Genomic DNA, 19,868 nt, shown 5'->3' with positions numbered 1-19,868 from the left:
CTCTGTTGAGCTATTATAACCATAGGCGAACACATGTTCGTCTATGGAGGCTTTTATGACAGACAGACAGAAAATGTTCATGCAGTTCATCGATAAGTTCATAAAGGACAACGGATATTCTCCGTCTGTGCGTGAGATAGCAAAGGGCATGGGCGTTTCGTCCACCGCCAGCGTAAAGAATATGCTGGACAGGCTGGAACAGTCCGGCGCTCTGAAACGTACCGGAAACATTGCAAGAAGCCTCGAAACCCACACACAGGGCACCCCTGTTCTCGGACGCATAAAAGCAGGCGTACCTGTAACATCCGAGGAAAACGTCGAAGGTTATATACGTCTGGATAAACCTATAGGCGACAACCACTTTTTCCTGCGTGTCGATGGCGAAAGCATGAAGGATAAGGCGATTCTCGATGGTGACTGCGTTCTCATCAAAATAACAAACCATATTGAAAGCGGACAGATAGGAGCATTTCGTCTGAACGGCGAAGTAACTCTTAAAACATTTGAAAGAACATCCGCCGGTATTTTTCTTATGCCTGCAAATCCCGATTTTGCTCCTATCCCCGTCGGTGAATACGATGACTTTCAGGTTATCGGCACTGTCAAAATGGTGATACGCGCGCTGGAGGGCGGTTATGATATTGAACCTGCATGAAAGGGTGCGCGTGGGCGCTGTGTTTGAAGCAACCCCCAGACCGGTATGGTTCAGCCTGCACGGTGAAAAAGTCACTGTTAAGGACATCTGCTACCGTTGGAAGGAACGCGCCGGAAACGACATAATACATAAATACACAGTGACGGACGGTTTCAATGTCTTTGAACTGTCTTTCAGCTCTCTGGACGCCTGCTGGTACCTTGAAGGAATGGACGAGGGGAACGGAAGATGATCCTCTGTATGGACATGGACGCATTCTTCGCGTCTGTTGAACAGTCGGCTAATCCTCATCTGCGCGGAAAACCAATCGCCGTTATAGGAGCAAAGGAAAGAACGGTAGTTGTAACAAGCTCTTACGAAGCGAGAGCCTGCGGTGTCAAAACCGGAATGAGCAAGTATGAGGCAATGAAAGCCTGCCCGCATGTAACAATGGTTACGGCAAGCACAGGGAAATACACTTATATATCAACCGAAATTAACAAATACCTGAGAACCATAACACCGGAAGTTGAGGTTTATTCCATAGATGAGGCGTTTCTGGATATTTCCAAAACCGAGATAAACCCAGTTGATGCTGCATATATGATAAAATCTTATGTTAAAAAGACTTTTAACATCACATGCTCCGTTGGCATCGGACCGAACAAGCTGATTGCGAAGATGGCGAGCGGCGTTAACAAGCCGGACGGATTTTACATGGTTGAACCGGATGAAGTTATTGACTTCATAGATAGTTTTGAGCTCGGCGATATCTGGGGTATAGGTCGCAGACTTGCAAAACGCTTCCGTGAACTTGGGATATTCACCCCTAAAGATTTAAGAGATTTCGGGCAGGAGCGGCTTGAAGAGATGTTCGGAATTTACGGCACGAGACTTTATAAGATGGTCTGCGGACAGTATGCCGATGGTGTCGTTTCGGAAGAACCACCGGTGAAGTCTATAGGGCACAGCATGACTATGCCGGTTTTTCTGAACAAAAGGGAGGAGGCGCTTAACTATCTGCTTCAGCTTTCAGAGATGGTTTCCGCCCGCGCCAGAAAAAACGGATTTGCCGGTAAAACAGTACACCTGACCATCCGCGACACACAAATGGGAAATATAGGCAAACGGAAAACGTTCGGTTTTTTCACTTCCGCAACCCATCACATATATGAAGAAGCGGTGAACATTTTCGATGAAATATGGGACGAAACACCTGTAAGGCTGCTTGGTGTTACTCTTGGAAATCTTGTTTCAGAATATGTTGCGCTGACAAACATAATGGATAACTTTCAGAAATATCCTCAACTATATGATGCTATAGATAAAATAAACTCAAAATTCGGAAAAAACACTGTTTCATACGCATCCGTACTCAACTGCAAAAGGATAGGTGCAAAGACCATCTCTCCGGCGTGGAGACCCGAAGGCACAAGAAATGTGGAATTTACCCCCGATTAATTAAAACATTGATTAGATTTTCCGTAAAAAACACAGCAGTTTTCTTGACTTGAAATACCAAATCAACTAATATCGTTGGACATAATTTTTAACGGTTGTGTTGTATCCAAATTCGGAGGAATTAATGTCAAAGAAAGTGAACGCAGGTCTCATCGGATACGGAACTGTTGGCAAGGGAACGGCTGAAATTCTGCTTAAAAACAAGCAGAATATTTTTGAAAAAACGGGAATCGACATCTGTCTGAAAACTATTGCAGATATTAAAATAGATAAAACCAAACTTGACGATACGCTCGCGCTTTGTCAGGTTGTCACGAACAGCGCAGAGGACATTATCAACGACCCCGAAATCGATATCGTAATCGAACTTGTGGGCGGATATACTTTTGCAAAGGATATTATGCTGAAAGCACTTAACGCAAAAAAGCATGTTGTGACAGCAAATAAGGCACTCCTTGCCGTGCATGGGGAAGAAATTTTCAGAGCGGCGCAGGCAAACAACGTGACAATCGGCTTCGAAGGTGCTGTCGGAGGCGGAATCCCTCTTATCGGCGTACTGAAAGAGGATCTTGTCGGCAACAATATCAAAGAGATATTCGGCATAATCAACGGTACCGCAAACTATATTCTTTCTTCAATGGAGGCTGAGGGAAAAGAGTTCTCCGAAGTTCTGAAAGCGGCTCAGGAAAAAGGATACGCAGAGGCAGATCCAACTTTTGACATCGAAGGGATAGACACTGCCCACAAAATAGCAATTCTTGCGTCTATCGGTTTTAAGACTCTGGTACCCTTCGACAAGATATACGTTGAAGGCATATCAAACATCAAAAAGGTGGATATTGAGTTTGCCAAGAAGCTGAACTGCAAGATAAAACTCCTTGCAATAGCCAAAAAACACGACGATTGTATAGAAGTAAGGGTGCATCCGACAATTCTGCCCAACGCGGAAATGATGGCACAGGTCAGCGGCGTTTTCAATGCTGTCGAGTTCATCGGTGACAGCGTGGACAAAACAATGTACTACGGACGCGGCGCAGGTGGCAAACCCACAGGTTCAGCGGTAACAGCGGACGTTGTTTCAATAGCAAGAGACATCGCCAGCGGATGCGCAGAGCGAGTTCCTGTGCTCGGATTCACAAGAGATTTCGATTACTACTATCCCATCAGGGACATAAAAGACATCAAATCAAAATTTTACCTGCGCTTCACGGTTCTGGACGAACCGGGGACTCTGGCAAAGATAGCCGGAATACTGGGCAAATACGGAATCAGTATATCACAGGCTATCCAGCCCGACGACAGGGCTCCCGGAGAGGTTGTGACCATGGTATTTATGACACACAAGACCGTGGCGCACAACATTATGAAGGCGATAGCCGAAATAGACGGAGAAGACTGTGTTACTGACAAAACAGTCGCCATAAGAGTTAAGGAGCTTGTTTAAATGAAATATGTCGTACTGCTCACCGATGGGATGAGCGACCATAAAATAGAAGAACTTGGCGGAAAAACCGTCATGCAGGCGGCTGATAAGCCGAATATGGACAGAATGGCAAAAGAGGGCGTCGGCGGATTTATAAAATCCACACCCGACGGGTACTACCCCGGCAGCGATATCTGCAATCTTTCTCTGATGGGTTATGACCCCACTGTCTACTACTCAGGCAGAAGCCCGCTTGAGGCGGGCAGTCAGGGTATTGAACTGAACAAAGGGGACATGGCGTTCCGCTGCAACCTTGTTACTCTGGACGGAAAAGTGATGGACGATTTCTCCGCTCACCATATTGACGGAAACGTCGCAAAGGCTTGTATAGCTGAGCTTGACAGCATATTCAGAAGCGAAGGTGCGGAATTTTACCCAGGCGTTGGATACCGCAACCTCATGATAATGCGCAATGTCGATTTCGAACTTCAGACAACACCTCCTCACGATATAATGGGGCAGGAATGGGAACAGTATCTCCCGAAAGGAAAGGGCGCAGACACACTGCTCTCAATAATGGAGCGTGCAAAAAAAGTTTTCGATGGCGGAAAATATGCCCGTGCCAACAGTATATGGTTCTGGGGAGAGGGTGTTAAACCCGAAATGCCTTCGTTTAAAGAACTTTACGGGCTGAACGGTGCTGTCGTTGCCGCTGTTGACCTTATCCGGGGTATAGGCAGGTTCGGCGGACTTGAAATTATTAACGTTCCGGGAGCGACCGGATTTATAGACACCAATTTTGAGGGCAAAGCCGAATACGCATTGAAATCTCTCGAAAAAAATGATTATGTATTCATACACGTCGAAGCCCCTGATGAAGCTGGACATATGGGTAGTATAAGTGAAAAAATTAAAGCTGTGGAAAACATCGACAGCCGTCTTCTCCCTATACTCCTTGACGGACTGAAAAAATTCGGGGATTTCAGGATCATGGTCTCACCCGACCACCCCACACCCGTTAAGCGCCGCACGCACGTTGCGGAGCCTGTACCCTGTATAATATACGGAACAGGGGTTAAACCGGATGAAAACCAGACCTATGACGAGTTTATGAAACCCACGTTTTTCATAGAAAACGGTTTCCGTATCGCAGAATTTTTTCTGAAAAGTCCCGTTATCAACGGTTGACAGCTTTTAAGGAGGACTTTAGTGGGCATTGTAGTTATGAAGTTCGGCGGAACCAGCGTAGGCTCCATCGAACGCATCAAAAATGTCGCGAGAATCATCGCAAAAAAGAAAGATCAGGGGCATGACGTAGCATGTGTGGTTTCTGCCATGTCCGGCGAAACAGACAGGCTTATCAACCTCCTGAAAGAGATTGACCCCAAGTACAGCCCCAGAGAATACGATCAGCTTGTTTCCACAGGCGAGTCCGCAAGCTCACCTCTGGTTGCGCAGTCTCTCATTTCAATGGGCTATCCCGCTGTTTCCCTAACGGGTATCCAGATAGGGATGGTGACCAACGGGGCACACTCCAACAGCCGTATCATGGACGTTAAGGCAGACCGCATCAGAGAAGAATTTAAAAAAGGAAAGATATGTATCATTGCAGGCTTTCAGGGACTTTTTCCTGAAACGGGCGATATCACAACGCTCGGCAGGGGCGGTTCCGACACGTCCGCAGTTGCTGTGGCAGCCGCGCTGAAAGCCAACGTATGCGAAATATATACCGACGTTGACGGTGTTTACACCGCCGACCCCAGAATTGTCAAACATGCCAAAAAACTGGATAAGATATCCTATGACGAAATGCTGGAACTTGCGTCTCTCGGCGCAAAAGTTCTCCAGTCCAGAAGCGTTGAACTGGGCATGAACCACAACGTAGACATCATGGTTCTTTCATCACTTGAGGACAAACCCGGAACATTAGTAACCAAGGAGGATTCAGACATGGAGCAGGTTGTTGTAACCGGCGTCGTTTCAGACAAAAATCAGGCTAAAATTACTATTACGGCTGTTCCGGACAATCCCGGAATCGCATCAAAAATATTCAATAAAATTGCCGATAGCAATATCAACGTTGACGTTATCGTTCAGAACGTAGGGAAGGACGGAAATACAGATATGTCTTTCACCGTGCAGAAAACAGACATCCTGCGCGCAACCGACGTATGCAACGCAATCGCAAAAGAGATAGGTGCCAAGGAGGTTTTGGCTGATGAGAACATCGCCAAAGTATCTATTGTCGGCGTGGGTATGAGAAGCCATGCAGGCGTTGCGGCAAAGATGTTCTCTCTTCTGGCGGAGAATAACATCAACATAAAAATGATAACCACCAGCGAGATAAAAGTTTCATGCGTCGTTGAAGAGAAATTCTCCGAGCTTGCGGTGAGAATACTGCACGAGGCTTTTGTCGAAGCGTAATCTTTTTAAGGTAAAATTATGTCAAAAAAGATAGAGATATACGACACCACGCTGAGAGACGGCACTCAGTCGGAGGACGTTAACTTCACCATAGCAGATAAGGTGAAAATAGCTGAAGCACTTTGCGATTTCGGCATAAGATATATCGAAGGCGGCTGGCCAGGTTCCAACCCCAGAGATATCGGGTTTTTCAGAGATGTTAAAAAATCATCCGTACCCATTGACCATGTTGCGGCGTTCGGCAGCACAAGACGTGCGAAAAGAACTTGCGACACGGACGAAAACATTCAGGCGCTTCTTGAGGCTGAAGTTCCCAACCTGACCATCTTCGGAAAGACATGGGATCTGCACGTTACTGAAGCTCTTAAAATTGAACTTGAGCAGAACCTTGATATAATTTATGACTCAGTGTCATACCTTAAATCAAAGGTGGACAAGGCTTTTTATGATGCGGAGCATTTTTTCGACGGCTTTAAGGCGAACAAAGAATACGCCATTAAAACCGTCAAGGCTGCCATGGAGGCGAAAGCCGACTGCATCATCCTTTGCGACACAAACGGCGGTACCATGCCTCAGGAACTTGCGGATATCATCCGTCAGCTTCGAGAAGTGACAGGCGACTATCCACTTGGCATACACTGCCACAACGACAGCGACTGCGCGGTTGCAAACTCCGTTATGGCTGTTGTGAACGGTATAACTCAGGTGCAGGGAACGATAAACGGTTACGGAGAAAGATGCGGCAACGCAAATATTTGCTCTGTAATTCCAAACCTTCAGTTGAAGTATGGATATGAGTGTGTTCCGGCAGACAAACTGAACAGACTTCGCAGTGTATCCAGATATGTCAACGAGCTTGGCAACCTGAAACACAACATACACCAGCCTTATGTCGGACGCGCTGCTTTTGCGCACAAGGGCGGGGTGCATGTCAGCGCCATCCTTAAAAACGCCAGAACCTACGAACACATAGAACCCGAACTGGTTGGCAACAAACAGAGAGTTCTGCTTTCCGACCTTTCGGGCAAGTCCAACCTTGTTTACAAGGCAAAGGACTTCGGTCTGGATATAGACAGTAACGACCAGAAGGTGAACTCCGTTGTTGACAGGCTGAAAGAGCTTGAAAACAAAGGCTTTCAGTATGAAGGGGCAGAGGCTTCGTTCGAACTTCTCATGAGAAAGACCATGGGAACCTTCACGCCTTTCTTCGACTCTGTCAGCTACAGAGTCATCGACGAAAAGCATGGTGAATCTGACAGTCCAATGGCGGAAGCGACTGTAAAAATAGTTGTTGGCGATGAACAGGAGCATACAGCGGCATCCGGAAACGGTCCCGTAAACGCTTTGGACAAAGCCGTCCGCAAAGCTCTCTCAAAATTCTATCCCCGCATATCGGATATGGAACTGGTTGACTATAAGGTTCGCATCCTTACATCGGGCGAGGGAACGGAAGCCGTTACCAGAGTTCTTATCGAATCAAAAGACAAGGACAGCACATGGGGAACGGTTGGTGTCGCTGCAAACATTGTAGACGCTTCATACCAGGCTCTTATGGATTCAATGGAATATAAACTTCTGAAAGACAAAGAGCGCACAAACTGACAAAACAAAGCCGCTTCCTGCAGGGAGCGGCTTTTTTCATTTAATACCGCTGAATATTTGACATATCTTACGATTTCAGTTGAAAATTATATAAAGAAGACTATAATAAAAATACCAAACAGACTATTGCCCGGTTATTTCTATGCTTTATCCCTCCTCCCCCCTTAAAGCATGTAACCGGGATTTTTTTTGTCACTTTATCCATTCGTTTTCTGAAGCAAGAATCATTATTTTTCTGATACAGAACTCAACTGTGAGAGGGCAGGTGTTGAACTTGCCTATACCGAACAGCTTTGCAGACTTAGCGGTTATCACGCGGCAGCAGGCGCTTGAAAACTCTTTGCGGAAATCGTCGTGAAGTGTGCTTACGGCATGTTTCAGTTTATTTATGGGTTCGTCTGTGCTGAGTCTGCCACCCATGGTGCTTAAAACAAATACTGCTCCGGCAAGGGCGCCGCAAACGCAGCCTGAACCGCTGAGACCTTCAACATAGGCGCTCATACCGCGTTTTGCATCTTCAGAAAACTTTTTTTCAGTATTCATTTCAAACGCAAGAAGTACTGCCTCGGAGCAGGAATATCCGCTTTTAAAAAGGCGTACAGCGGCTTCCGCAGCTTTGTCAATTGTTTCTTCTGTCATATTGCGAACCTCCGTGTGAAGTTGAACACTCGGACGCTTTTTTTGTCAATACATTTGTATTGCGGGTATATAATTATTCCGATATTATCGTCTCATACGGTGTGCAATGTTTAAATTATTTATTGTCATAGTGCTTTTCGCAATGTCCGGCTACTCACTTGCTGACAACTTCAAGGTTATTGACGCCTGCGGCAGAGAGGTCTATGTCCCGGATAAGATCAGAAAAATTTCGGCTGTGGGACCGGGAAGTTCCGCTTTAACCGAATATGCAGACTACTCCAAACAATTGGTAACACAAGACTTATCACCATCTATGGGAAAAGTGCATAAGTATTGTTCATGTATCTATCCTGAGGGATACGATAAAATGCCGCCAATATTCAGGTCGTTCTATAACTTCGCTCCGGATTACGCATCCATCAAAGCAGCAGATCCCGACATCATTCTGGTTTCAGGTTTAAACGAAAAGCAGGTTGAAAAACTCGCTCAGTCCGTTCAAATTCCTGTTGCCGCAATGAACTGTTCTGAAACAGGATATCTCCACTTTGATGCAATCCTCCAATCCATAAGGCTGACAGGTTATATCCTTGATGAACAGAAAGATATGCAGGATATCATGAACTTTATGGCGAAAACCAGAAAAGAGCTTATAGAAAAGACAAAGGACGCACCGAAAAAGAAACTTTTCATTCTCTCCCAGCAGTATAAACCATCTAAAGCAAGCTATACGGTTGAAAAATGCTACACATATCTTCGAATGTTGAATCATATGAGCATAGGATCAGATCTCAGATCCACCATCCCGTATTCCGAAATAAGCCTGAACGAACTGGTTGAGGCAAAACCGGACTACTTTTTTGTCGAATATACCATGCTGGATAAGCTGAAACAGGACTACGCCGCAAATAAGGCACTTTTCAGGAACATTCCGGCGATAAAAAACAACAGGGTATATACAATCCTGCCTTACAACAGGTACGCGGCGCACTATGAAAATCTATTCATAAACGCTTATTACATCGGGACAATAATATTCCCTGATATTTTCGGAAACACTAATATGAAAACAACTGCGGACGCCGTTTCCGCGGAGTTCACAGGAAACGATATTTATGGCAAGATGTATGAAACCACACCGGTTTTCAGGCAGATAATATTCTCTGACAAAGGGGTTTCAATGATAAAATAAACCGCCGGAATATTTCATCCGGCGGCATATCTTTATCAGTTCATAGGAAATTCGAAAACTACCTTTCCGCTTTTAATCGTGTAAAGCGCAGCGCCTTTCAGTTTTTTACCCATGTACGGAGTATTGACTGATTTTGATTTGTTAAGGGTAAGGTCAAAAACGTACTCCAGTTCCGGATCAACAATGGCGATGTCAGCCAGTTTGCCGACGGCTATCTCGCCTCTGTCCGTCTTTTTGATGAGTTTAGCAGGATTATAAGACGTAAGCCTTACGAAAGCAGGCATATCTATCACACCTTTTTCAACAAGTGCGAGAGAGAGGGGGAGCATCGTCTGAAGTCCTGTTATGCCGAACGGTGCAAGGTCGAACTCCTGCGCCTTTTCATCGGGATGATGTGGGGCGTGGTCGGTAACGATGCAGTCGATGTCGCCGTTTCTAAGCCCTTCGATAAGCGCGTCAACGTCCTCCTGTGCACGCAGGGGAGGGTTCATTTTGCAGTTGGTATCGTAGGTCAGAAGTTCCTGCTCGGTCAATGTGAAATGATGGGGGGTAACTTCGCAAGTTACGTTATACCCCATGGATTTAGCCCATTTGATCAGTTCAAGTGTACCTTTGGAGCTGATATGGCAGATGTGGACATGGGCGCCTGTCAGCTTTGACATCAGGATATCACGGGCGACCATGACCTCCTCACATTCTGAAGGAATGCCTTTAAGCCCTGTAATGGCGGAAACTTCGCCTTCGTGGATAACTCCCGCTCCGGCAAGGCTCTTGTCCTCTGCGTGGCTTATCACGAAAGAACCGAACTGCGATGCGTATTCGGCGGCGCGGCGGAAAACTTCTGCACTGCAAACGGGTTTGCCGTCGTCCGAAAAGCCTATGGCTCCGCCCTCGGTCATATCGCCCATTTCTGTAAGTTCTTCGCCCTCCATACCTTTTGTCATTGCTCCGATTGGGAAAAGGTCTATGAGTCCGTCAGACTGAGCCTTTCTTATCATGTATTCAGTCACTATCCTGTTGTCGTTCACTGGCTTTGTGTTCGCCATGGGGCATACGGCCGTAACGCCTCCTGCAACGGCAGCTTTCGCGCCGGAAGTGATGTCCTCTTTGTATTCCAGTCCGGGGTCACGGAAATGAACGTGGAGATCTATCAGACCGGGAACTGCATATTTCCCTTTGCAGTCGATGACCTTATCCGCTTTTTCGTCTGCATGTGCCGTAACGGAGGCTATGATTTCGCCGTCTATCAGGACATTGCCCTCTGTGACCTTATCATGATTGACAATTTTGCAGTTTTTAAGAAGCGTTTTCATCAATTCCTCCCTTGTTGTTTCCTATGCCAAGAATGTAAAGAGCAGCCATACGCACGGCAACGCCGTTTGTCACCTGTTTCAGAACTCCTGAATTGTCGCCGTCGGCAACGTTGCTCATAAGCTCAACGCCGCGGTTGATGGGGCCGGGGTGCATTACCAGCGCATCTGGTTTTGCCAGAGCCAGTTTGTCTTTTGTGAGACCGAAATATTTTGCGTATTCCTTTGTAGAGGGGATAAGCAGCTTACCCTGACGTTCTCTCTGAATACGCAGCATTATAATAACGTCGGCGCCTTCGACAGCTTCGTTCATAGATTTGCATACTCGGCAGCCGAATACCTGTGAGTGTTTGGGTATCATTGTCGTGGGACCGAAAAGACGGACGTTAACGCCCAGCTTTGTCATAGCCCACACATCAGAGCGTGCGACGCGGGAATGGGTGATATCTCCGATTATTGCGACTTCAATCCCTTCAAGCCTGCCTTTGCTCTGTCTGATGGTGAGCATATCCAGAAGCGCCTGCGTCGGGTGTTCGTTAAGTCCGTCGCCGGCGTTGATGATTTTTGCGTCTGTATGTTCCGCGATGTACTTAACCGCTCCGGAGTAGGAGTGGCGCACAACGAAGATGTCCGATTTCATTGCCTCCATATTTTTCACAGTATCTATAAGGGTTTCGCCCTTTGTCGTACTGCTGGAGGACGCAGTGAAGTTTATGGTATCGGCGGAGAGCCTTTTTCCGGCGATCTCGAAAGAGGTTCTTGTTCTTGTGGAAGGCTCAAAAAACAGGTTTATCACCGTTTTCCCTTTCAGAGTGGGTACTTTTTTAACGTCGCGCTCGTTGATTTCAGTGAATTTCTGAGCTGTTTCCAGAAGATAAAGTATCTCCTCTTTGGTCAAGTCCTTCATCCCCAAAAGGTCTTTTCTTTTGTAAGCCATGGTTTGACTCCTTGTGTTCTAGGCTTTTTTATTTATTAATATACAATCACATCCGGCTTGTTCTTCAAGCTGAACATCAACTATTTCACTGCGGGATGTAGGCACTGTTCTGCCTGTGAAATCAGGCTGAATGGGCAACTCCCTGTGTCCTCTGTCGATGAACGCCGCAAGCAGGATCTTTTTTGGTCTTCCGTAGTCTATGAGAGCGTCAAGAGCTGCTCTGGTGGTTCTTCCGGTGTAGATAACGTCGTCTACCAGCACGATGTTTCTGCCAGTAATGTCAAAATCTATCTCGGTGCTCTGCAGAACCGGATAGTCGTGTATACTGGTGAGGTCATCTCTGTAAAGGGTGATGTCCAGATATCCGATTTTGATATCCTTTTTTCCCTCCTTTGCCAGAATATCAGCCATGCGCTTTGCAAGCACAGCGCCGCCGCGTCTGATTCCCACCAGACAGAAGCCGTCTTCGCTTTTGATGGCTTCAAGAATCTGAAACACCATCCTGTTCAGGGTTCTCGCCATCTCTTCTTTGTTCATAATCTCTTTCGCGGACATTTTTCAGCCTCCGTTTATTCAAAAAAAAAGCCTTTCAACCGCCAGTGGCGGCTAAAAGGCCGTGTACTCATAAAGATATGTTTAAAAAGTTAATCCGTTCTGTCATCATTCACCCTTGAGATAATAGCCCCTGCCATTTTATCTTGTCAACGAATTTTCTTGAAAAAAATCTGTCTGTTCTATAAACTATTCAATAAATAAAGATTTTGTGAGGATGCTATGAAATTACATAAACTTATTATCGTTGCGGCAGCGGCTCTTGTTATGTATAGCTGTGTTCCGGCACCCCTTATATTCGGCGGCGCTGCGGGCGGAGCTGTTTACACAACAACAAACGATTCCGTTACAGACGTTTTCACAATGCCCAAGGAACAGGCTTTTGAAGTGCTTATAGGCATATTCAACAGCGAGAACGCACAGATAACCCTTTCAAGCATTGCAGACGGTAAAATTGAAGCGCGGACAAACAACGCTGTAATTTACATAACAATCACGCAGTTCAACGCAGAAAACATTAAGATCAATTTCAGCGCAAAGAAACACGTTGAGCTGCTCCCCGACAAAGATACCGCAGTAAGGATTTACAGACTGTTCATCAAGGAAACCGTGAAATGATAAGAAAAGCCGTTATGGCGGATGCGAAGAACATCCAGAACCTTGTAAATACCCATGCGAAAGTGGGGCTGATGCTCCCTGTCAGCATAAACGAAATATACGAAAAGATACTTGAATTTGTCGTCTGGGATGAAGGCGGCGAGATACTCGGATGCAGCGCAATGCACCCGACATGGGAGAATCTGGCGGAGATACGCTCCGTCGCCGTGAGCCAGTACAGCACGAAAAAGGGCATAGGTACCGCCGTTGTTGAAAGCTCGATGCAGATGGCAAGGGAAGTCGGTATAACTGACGCATTTCTGCTGACTTATCAGCCGGGATTTTTCGGCAAGCTCGGCTTTGTCGAGATAGAAAAAGAACAGCTCCCAAAAAAAATATGGTCTGACTGCCTGAAATGTGCTAAGTTTCCCGACTGCGACGAAATAGCAATGAAACGGACATTATGAACTATGATATAAAGAGTATTCTGGAGCATCACAGCCATTTTTACGATAACGTCACTGTAACTGTTTCGGAATCTGTTTCAAAATCCGTCCTGTTAAACGGTAAAACCCTTGAAAGCATCGATATAGGCTCAGAAACTGGCATCGTTATCCGTGCATTCAAAGAGGGACGGATTGTTTCTATGAGCGCAGACGGTTTAAACACCGACATAATAGAAACTTTTCTCTCTTCACACCAAAGAGTTATAGACACTATGCCGAAGGATATTCATAATATTCCGTTTAAGCCTGAATATGCCGAAGACTTTATTCAGAACGACGGCTGTTTCGAATCGCTGACCACAGCACAAATGGCTGACATGGCACTGGAAGCTGTTGAAACTGCAAAAGCGGCAGACATAAGAGTGAAATCTGTTCAGCAGTCAGTCATCAGCGCTGCAAAAGAATCAACAAAAATAATCACCCCGTTCTGTCACGATCTATACTCAGAAAAAACATACTATTCTTCATACACATATGCTATTGCTAACCATAAGGGCGAGCAGGATGGTTCCGGCATGGCGGACAGTTTTTCGCTTAAAGGTCTTAACTATACAAAAGCTGCGGAAGAAGCTGCGTACTCTGCATGTGCTCTGCTTGGCGCCAAAAGGCTGAAAACAGGTAAATACGGGGTACTGTTCAATCCTTTGGTAATGGCAGATTTCCTTGAAATTATCATTGAGCTTGTCAATGCAGATAACGTTTACAAGAATATAAGCGTATTGGGCGACAGGTTGGGGAAGAAAGCCGCTTCGGAAGCGTTAACGCTGTTTGACGACCCTAAGCTGCGCGGCGGAACCGGTTCAAGGTACTTTGACGACGAAGGACACCACACTGGACTTACGCCCATATTTGCAAACGGGATACTGGATTCGTTCCTCCACAACAGCTACACAGCATCCGCAATGGGAATGCGCAACACGGCAAATGCGCAGACCGGCAGAGGCGGACATATAGGTATAGGTACATCCAACCTTATTTTAAAAGCGAGTACGGATAAAATGCCTTATGATTTTATGAATGAATATGTTAAAGTCACAGACGTTATGGGGATGCATACGGCAGACACCGTAAGCGGCGATTTCTCAGTCGGTATCTCCGGTGTGCTCATGAGCGGACGGGAGATTGTCCATCCGTTCCGTGAAGCTGTGCTCTCAGGAAATCTGAAAGACCTGCTGCGGGGCATTATCGCCGTTTTTGAAGACTACAGAACTTATGCGGGGGTAACATCTGCCTCTGCTCTTTTTGATAAAATGACTGTCAGCGGAGAATAAATTTTTATGATGATCGACGAAATAATCAGCGAAGCGGAAAAACTCAACAAAGAGGTGGCGAGCTTCGCTACTGCGATGAATGAGGACGAACTCAGGAAAAAAATCGCGAAAATAGATGAAATGTCCATGAATGATGCGGATTTCTGGAACAAAAAAGAATCCAAACTGATTTTGAAAGAGCAGTCCACTCTCAAGAAAAAACTTGAATCGTGGGATGAACTTCTGACACTGCGTGACGACACCGAAGTGCTTCTGGAACTCATAAAAGAGGGCGAGGAAGGACTTGACGGGGACATTGAGGACGCTATCAAAGCGTTTTCAAAAAAAGTGCGCGAGTTCGAGCTTCAGCTTGTTCTCAGCGGTCCCAACGATGCCAACAACGCCATTGTCACCATAAACTCAGGCGCCGGCGGAACGGAAGCCAGTGACTGGGCTTCCATGCTCTACCGTATGTATATCCGTTTTGCAGAGACAAGAGGTTATAAATACGAGATACTTGACTATATGGAAGGTGACGAGGCGGGCATAAAGAACGCTACGATAAACATCAAAGGACCATTCTGCTACGGCTATCTTAAAGGAGAAACAGGCGTACACAGACTTGTGCGCATTTCGCCTTTCGACTCCGCAAACAGACGCCACACGTCATTTGCCGCAGTATTCGTTATGCCAGAGATAGAGGACGATATCGAGGTTGAGATAAACGAATCCGACCTTCAGATTGACACATACAGAGCTGGCGGCGCCGGCGGTCAGCACATCAACACAACAGACTCCGCTGTGCGTATTACACACATGCCTACAGGTATAGTCGTAACCTGTCAGTCTGAACGAAGCCAGCACAAAAACAAAGCTCACGCCATGAAGATCCTTAAATCAAGGATTTACGAGCACGAACTTGAAAAAAAGAACGAAGAAAAGCAGAAACTGGAAAGCACCAAAACCGATATAGGCTGGGGCAACCAGATAAGATCATATGTTATGCACCCTTACAAAATGGTGAAAGACCTGCGCACCCGCCACGAAACAGGCAATGTGGACTCTGTGATGGACGGAAACCTCGATGCTTTCATCCGTGCGTATCTGCTGCACAACGCAGGAATAGAGTATGACAAAGACTAAGATCAAATCACTGAGACCAACCTACGCTGAAATTGACCTTCAGGCGTTCGGACACAACATTGAACAGGCGAGGGCGAAAGCGGGAACCGACATAATCGCCATCGTTAAGGCGGACGGCTACGGACACGGAGCTATGAAGCTAGCCGCTTATGCCTATGAAAAGCACAAGGTCAAAAAATTCGGCGTTGCAACCATACTTGAAGGAATGATTCTGCGCGAATATCTCGGCAGCGAACCGATGATTTTCATCCTGGGCTACGTTGACGGCGATTTCTTTGACGACGTGCTGGAATACAATCTCGTGCTGAACATGGTTGATGAGAAATTTGCGGCTGCCTTCAATAATTTTCTCGGAAAAATGAACCGCACCGCCTATGTGTCTGTCAAGATTGACACAGGAATGAACAGACTGGGATTTTCGCCTGAAATGCCTTTCAGCGACTTCCTCTCCAGATATGAAAACCTGCGCCCTGTTCACGTTATGAGCCACCTGTCTTCATCAGACAGCGACACGGAATATACCGAAGAACAGATACGAATTTTTGAAAAATACATTGTTGACAACGGAATAACCTGCAACACCAGTCTTTTCAACTCATCAGGAGTTTCCGCTTTTAACAATAAATTTTCACTCGCCAGACCGGGACTGATGCTTTACGGCTACCTTTACGGCGAAAATAATGTTACACTCAGAAAAGTAATGAGCATCTATTCAAAAGTTGTTCATGTGAAACAGATAAAAAAAGGCGAAGCGGTCAGCTATAACAGGCGCTTTTTCGCCGAAAAAGATATGACATACGGCGTTGTTCCCATCGGTTATGCCGACGGATACCAGCGTTGTTTCACAAACGTCAGCCACATGCTTGTAAACGGCATCAAATGCCCGGTTATAGGCACAGTGTGCATGGATATGACCATGATAGACCTTTCAGGCGTTGACACAGACAGCGAAATGAGGGTTGAGATAATGGGGGAAAATATCACGGCGGATATGTGGGCAGGGTGGGCAAACACCATCTCATATGAAATGCTGTGCGGCATTTCCGACAGAATACCAAGAGTTTATCTCGGATAAAGGGGTTTGATGGAAAAAGTATTAAGTTTTTTCGGTAGACCGCTTGTAAATATCGTTGAAGTAGCAGGGCATATGGCTCTTTTATTTTATTCAACGATTAAACTAACGTTTAAAAAGCCGTTCCGTACAAAACTACTTTTAAAACAGATAGAGTTCATCGGTGCAAACTCAATGTCGGTAATCATCCTGACCGGAAGTTTCACAGGAATGGTCTTTGCGTTTCAGAGCTATATCGGCTTTCACAAATTCGGAGCCGACCAGCTTGTTGGAACGGTGGTCGCCCTTGCAATGGCAAGGGAGCTGGGTCCCGTGCTTTCGGCAATCATGGTTGCTGCACGTGCAGGTTCCGCCATCACCGCCGAAATAGGCACCATGAAGGTCACGGAGCAGGTTGACGCACTGAACGCCATGGCTGTTGACCCTGTGCATTATCTCTTCGTACCGCGCATCCTCGCCGGACTGATAGTTATGCCGATGCTTAACGCCGTGACGGTGCTTTGCGGTGTTATCGGCGGCTATCTGGTGAGCATCAAGGTTCTCGGCATAAACAAGACCCTTTATCTGGATTATATGTACACTTACATAGACTTTGAAGATTTCGCCAACGGGATGATAAAGTCAGTCGTTTTCGGCGGCATAGTGACCCTTGTCGGTTGCTACAAGGGTTATATGACCCGCGGCGGCGCAGAGGGTGTCGGCAGGGCGACAACAGAATCCGTTGTCATGGCTTGTGTCATGATTCTCATTTTTGACTATATACTTACGGCATTCATGTTCTAAGGTGGCTGATGGAATACGCTATAGAATGTTTTGATCTGCATAAAAGTTTCGGAACGCACAAGATACACAAGGGTATCGACCTTAAAATCGTTAAAGGTGCGATAACCTATATAATCGGTCCCTCCGGAACCGGTAAGTCCGTACTGCTGAAACAGCTTTGCGGGTTGATGCCTCCGACAAAAGGCAAAGTGTTTGTGAACGGACAGGACATCACTGTTATGAAGCCGGAAGAGCTTGTCAATATGCGCAAAACCTTCGGGATACTGTTCCAGAACGCAGCACTCTTCGACTCTATGAACGTATACGAGAATGTGGCGTTTCCTCTGATTGAACATACCAAACTGCCGAAAAGCAGGATTGACGCCATAGTTACTGAGAAACTCCGTCTTGTGGGACTGAGCAACATTGAGGATAAGATGCCTTCGGAGCTTTCCGGCGGTATGAGAAAGAGGGTGGGACTCGCCAGAGCCATTGCCCTGGAACCTGAAATAATGCTGTATGACGAGCCGACAACCGGACTTGACCCCATCATGTGCGACGTGGTGGATAACCTCATCAACGATACGCAGAAACAACTGGGGATAACGTCGATAGTTATATCCCATGACATAGAGAGTACACTTAAAATAGCGGATTATATAGCAATGCTTTACGACGGCAAGGTCGTGCTTTACGGCACTGCCGAAGATTTTAAAACCACAGATAACCCTTATGTGAAGCAGTTCTTCTCGGCTTCGAAAGAGGGACCTATCAAAATCATGTAGCGGAGTGTTTTTATGAAGATGGGACTTGAAGCTAAGGTCGGATTATTCGTGGTCGGCTGTCTTATACTGATAGGGGCAATGTCTTTAAAACTGGTGGATATGTCATTTTCCGGAGGAAACGGAGTGAGTATTCAGGCTGTTGTGGAAGACGCATCCGGACTTACAAAAGACGCGAACGTTATATTCAGCGGCGTTGAGGTCGGAAAAGTTAAAGACATCAAACTGGAAAACGGAAAAGCTGTCGTAATCATGCTGATAGACAAGGAATATACACTACCAGCCAACCTTGTTCTGGCAGTCCGCTCAAAAGGCTTCCTCGGCGAAAAATACGCTGAACTTAAAGTTGCAGGCGGAAAAGCCGAAGGGGTCATATCCGAAGGTACAACGATAGCCTCTGAAGGCGGCGGAACGGATTTCGACGTTCTGGGCAACAAGATAGGCGACATTGCCGACGACATAAAAGCGATAACGGCTTCGCTGAGAAAGGTTCTGGCAACCAATGAGGCGGAAAGCAACATGTCCGCCACTATTTCGAATATCCGCGAGATTACGGATGCGGTGAACTCCATAGTTAAAAATAATGAAAATCACGTCAACGCAATAATGTACAACGTTGACGAACTTACCAGACAGCTTTCGGACATCACAACCGCAAACGCATCCAACATTAATCAGATAATAGCAAACATAAACTCCATAACCAGGGATATGAAAGCGGAAACCCCTGCCATCACAAAAAATCTCACCAGCATAACAGGGGATGTAAACGATATCATCGGCGGCAACAAAGAGGATATCAACAGCACTATTAAAAATATGAGCACAGTTACGGCTAAACTTGAAAAGACAGTTGATAACCTTAACGATATTACAGGCAAGATAAGCGAAGGCAAGGGAACGATAGGCAAGCTGGTCAACGACGAACAGACAGTTGACAACCTGAACGGCGCACTTGTAGGACTGAAAGACACTCTGGGAAAACTGAACGAATTTAAAGTGGATCTTGCTTTCTTTGCAGAGAGATACGGAGAAACAGACGAAAGCAAGGGACATGCTACAGTCAAAATTACACCCAGCAAAGAGAGATATTATCTGCTTGGTCTTTCCAGCCACCCGGACGGTGTTGAAAAGAAAACAATTACTAACGAGACAGCAACTTACGACTATTACACCCCCGGTTCAAGCGAGGGACCATATCAGAAAACAGTCACCAGCAGCAAACGCAGCCCCGGCAGCATGACCTTCACTGCGATGTACGCCAACAGGTTCTGGGATAATTACTTCTTCCGTGTCGGTCTTAAAGAGTCCGAAGCTGGCGTGGGACTCGACTATCACCCGCTGAAAGACGAAGACAAACTGGTGCTCTCCGCAGACCTGTTTGACTTCCCTGATAAAGACGAAGACAAAAAGGCACACGCAAAGGCAACAGCTAAATATGTATTCTATAAAAACCTTTTCATGCAGGCAGGTTATGACAATTTCCTGAACAAAGACGATAAGTCATGGTTCGTCGGCGGCGGTGTGCAGTTCCGTGACGACGACCTCAAATACCTGCTCGGCAAAGTGCCGATGCCTAACTAAG

General features: G+C 46.2%; 20 protein-coding genes. 16 read left to right on the top strand and 4 right to left on the bottom strand.

Annotation, left to right across the window (positions count from 1 at the left end; translation table 11 throughout):
* The first annotated feature begins 55 nt into the window (after positions 1-55).
* From lexA to cimA, 7 genes are all read left to right on the top strand, one after another.
* The gene (lexA, locus tag Q7P67_RS03510; RefSeq protein WP_303850505.1) at positions 56-655 is read left to right on the top strand and encodes a transcriptional repressor LexA; all 600 of its coding nucleotides are present in this window, start codon (positions 56-58) and stop codon (positions 653-655) included.
* Positions 636-887 (top strand): hypothetical protein, encoded by a 252-nt coding sequence (locus tag Q7P67_RS03505; protein ID WP_303850504.1) that lies wholly within the window; start codon positions 636-638, stop codon positions 885-887. Before lexA ends, Q7P67_RS03505 begins: the two co-directional genes overlap by 20 nt.
* Complete coding sequence (gene dinB / locus Q7P67_RS03500) at positions 884-2,095, top strand: DNA polymerase IV (RefSeq protein ID WP_303850503.1); 1,212 nt, start codon at positions 884-886, stop codon at positions 2,093-2,095. Before Q7P67_RS03505 ends, dinB begins: the two co-directional genes overlap by 4 nt.
* A 124-nt stretch (positions 2,096-2,219) precedes the next feature.
* The gene (locus Q7P67_RS03495; protein ID WP_303850502.1) at positions 2,220-3,539 is read left to right on the top strand and encodes a homoserine dehydrogenase; all 1,320 of its coding nucleotides are present in this window, start codon (positions 2,220-2,222) and stop codon (positions 3,537-3,539) included.
* The gene (locus Q7P67_RS03490) at positions 3,540-4,706 is read left to right on the top strand and encodes a cofactor-independent phosphoglycerate mutase (protein ID WP_303850501.1); all 1,167 of its coding nucleotides are present in this window, start codon (positions 3,540-3,542) and stop codon (positions 4,704-4,706) included.
* Positions 4,707-4,727: 21 nt separating this feature from the next.
* Positions 4,728-5,942 carry an aspartate kinase gene (locus Q7P67_RS03485; protein ID WP_303850500.1) on the top strand — a complete coding sequence of 405 codons (1,215 nt, stop codon included), beginning with the start codon at positions 4,728-4,730 and terminating at the stop codon, positions 5,940-5,942.
* Between the two features lie 18 nt (positions 5,943-5,960).
* Positions 5,961-7,544, top strand: a complete 1,584-nt coding sequence (cimA, locus tag Q7P67_RS03480; RefSeq protein WP_303850499.1) for a citramalate synthase — start codon at positions 5,961-5,963, stop codon at positions 7,542-7,544.
* 192 nt (positions 7,545-7,736) lie between these two features.
* Here the strand turns inward: cimA and Q7P67_RS03475 are convergent, their stop codons facing one another.
* On the bottom strand, positions 7,737-8,183 hold the full coding sequence (locus Q7P67_RS03475) for a C-GCAxxG-C-C family protein (RefSeq protein ID WP_303850498.1): 447 nt from the start codon (positions 8,181-8,183) through the stop codon (positions 7,737-7,739).
* Between the two features lie 106 nt (positions 8,184-8,289).
* Here Q7P67_RS03475 and Q7P67_RS03470 point away from each other — a divergent pair, with 106 nt between their 5' ends.
* Positions 8,290-9,372 carry an ABC transporter substrate-binding protein gene (locus Q7P67_RS03470; RefSeq protein ID WP_303850497.1) on the top strand — a complete coding sequence of 361 codons (1,083 nt, stop codon included), beginning with the start codon at positions 8,290-8,292 and terminating at the stop codon, positions 9,370-9,372.
* Positions 9,373-9,407: 35 nt separating this feature from the next.
* Here the strand turns inward: Q7P67_RS03470 and Q7P67_RS03465 are convergent, their stop codons facing one another.
* Genes Q7P67_RS03465 through pyrR form a run of 3 tightly spaced genes read right to left on the bottom strand, consistent with a single transcriptional unit; the run spans position 9,408 to position 12,174 of the window.
* Complete coding sequence (locus tag Q7P67_RS03465; RefSeq protein WP_303850496.1) at positions 9,408-10,685, bottom strand: dihydroorotase; 1,278 nt, start codon at positions 10,683-10,685, stop codon at positions 9,408-9,410.
* Entirely contained in the window at positions 10,669-11,619 is a 951-nt protein-coding gene (locus tag Q7P67_RS03460) for an aspartate carbamoyltransferase catalytic subunit (protein ID WP_303850495.1), read from the bottom strand. Before Q7P67_RS03460 ends, Q7P67_RS03465 begins: the two co-directional genes overlap by 17 nt.
* An 18-nt stretch (positions 11,620-11,637) precedes the next feature.
* Positions 11,638-12,174, bottom strand: coding sequence for a bifunctional pyr operon transcriptional regulator/uracil phosphoribosyltransferase PyrR (gene pyrR / locus Q7P67_RS03455; protein WP_303850494.1), 537 nt, complete (start codon positions 12,172-12,174; stop codon positions 11,638-11,640).
* A 219-nt stretch (positions 12,175-12,393) separates the two neighbouring features.
* Between pyrR and Q7P67_RS03450 the strand changes: the two genes are divergently transcribed.
* Genes Q7P67_RS03450 through Q7P67_RS03415 form a run of 8 tightly spaced genes read left to right on the top strand, consistent with a single transcriptional unit; the run spans position 12,394 to position 19,867 of the window.
* Positions 12,394-12,789, top strand: coding sequence for a hypothetical protein (locus Q7P67_RS03450; protein ID WP_303850493.1), 396 nt, complete (start codon positions 12,394-12,396; stop codon positions 12,787-12,789).
* Positions 12,786-13,235 carry an N-acetyltransferase gene (locus Q7P67_RS03445; RefSeq protein ID WP_303850492.1) on the top strand — a complete coding sequence of 150 codons (450 nt, stop codon included), beginning with the start codon at positions 12,786-12,788 and terminating at the stop codon, positions 13,233-13,235. The genes Q7P67_RS03450 and Q7P67_RS03445 overlap by 4 nt, the downstream gene beginning before the upstream one ends.
* Complete coding sequence (locus Q7P67_RS03440) at positions 13,232-14,545, top strand: TldD/PmbA family protein (protein ID WP_303850491.1); 1,314 nt, start codon at positions 13,232-13,234, stop codon at positions 14,543-14,545. The genes Q7P67_RS03445 and Q7P67_RS03440 overlap by 4 nt, the downstream gene beginning before the upstream one ends.
* A gap of 6 nt (positions 14,546-14,551) precedes the next feature.
* Entirely contained in the window at positions 14,552-15,667 is a 1,116-nt protein-coding gene (gene prfB / locus Q7P67_RS03435; protein ID WP_303850490.1) for a peptide chain release factor 2, read from the top strand.
* On the top strand, positions 15,654-16,742 hold the full coding sequence (alr, locus tag Q7P67_RS03430) for an alanine racemase (RefSeq protein WP_303850489.1): 1,089 nt from the start codon (positions 15,654-15,656) through the stop codon (positions 16,740-16,742). Before prfB ends, alr begins: the two co-directional genes overlap by 14 nt.
* Before the next feature lie 9 nt (positions 16,743-16,751).
* On the top strand, positions 16,752-17,522 hold the full coding sequence (locus tag Q7P67_RS03425) for an ABC transporter permease (RefSeq protein WP_303850488.1): 771 nt from the start codon (positions 16,752-16,754) through the stop codon (positions 17,520-17,522).
* A gap of 8 nt (positions 17,523-17,530) precedes the next feature.
* Positions 17,531-18,286: an ABC transporter ATP-binding protein gene (locus tag Q7P67_RS03420; protein WP_303850487.1), complete on the top strand. Its 756-nt coding sequence runs from the start codon at positions 17,531-17,533 to the stop codon at positions 18,284-18,286.
* 12 nt (positions 18,287-18,298) lie between these two features.
* Positions 18,299-19,867, top strand: a complete 1,569-nt coding sequence (locus Q7P67_RS03415; protein ID WP_303850486.1) for an MlaD family protein — start codon at positions 18,299-18,301, stop codon at positions 19,865-19,867.
* Position 19,868: the final 1 nt, after the last annotated feature.

The sequence above is a fragment of the Seleniivibrio woodruffii genome, from assembly GCF_029267515.1.
GTDB classification, from domain to species: Bacteria; Chrysiogenota; Deferribacteres; order Deferribacterales; family Geovibrionaceae; genus Seleniivibrio; species Seleniivibrio woodruffii_A.
This window is presented reverse-complemented; position numbering and strand designations above follow the sequence as displayed.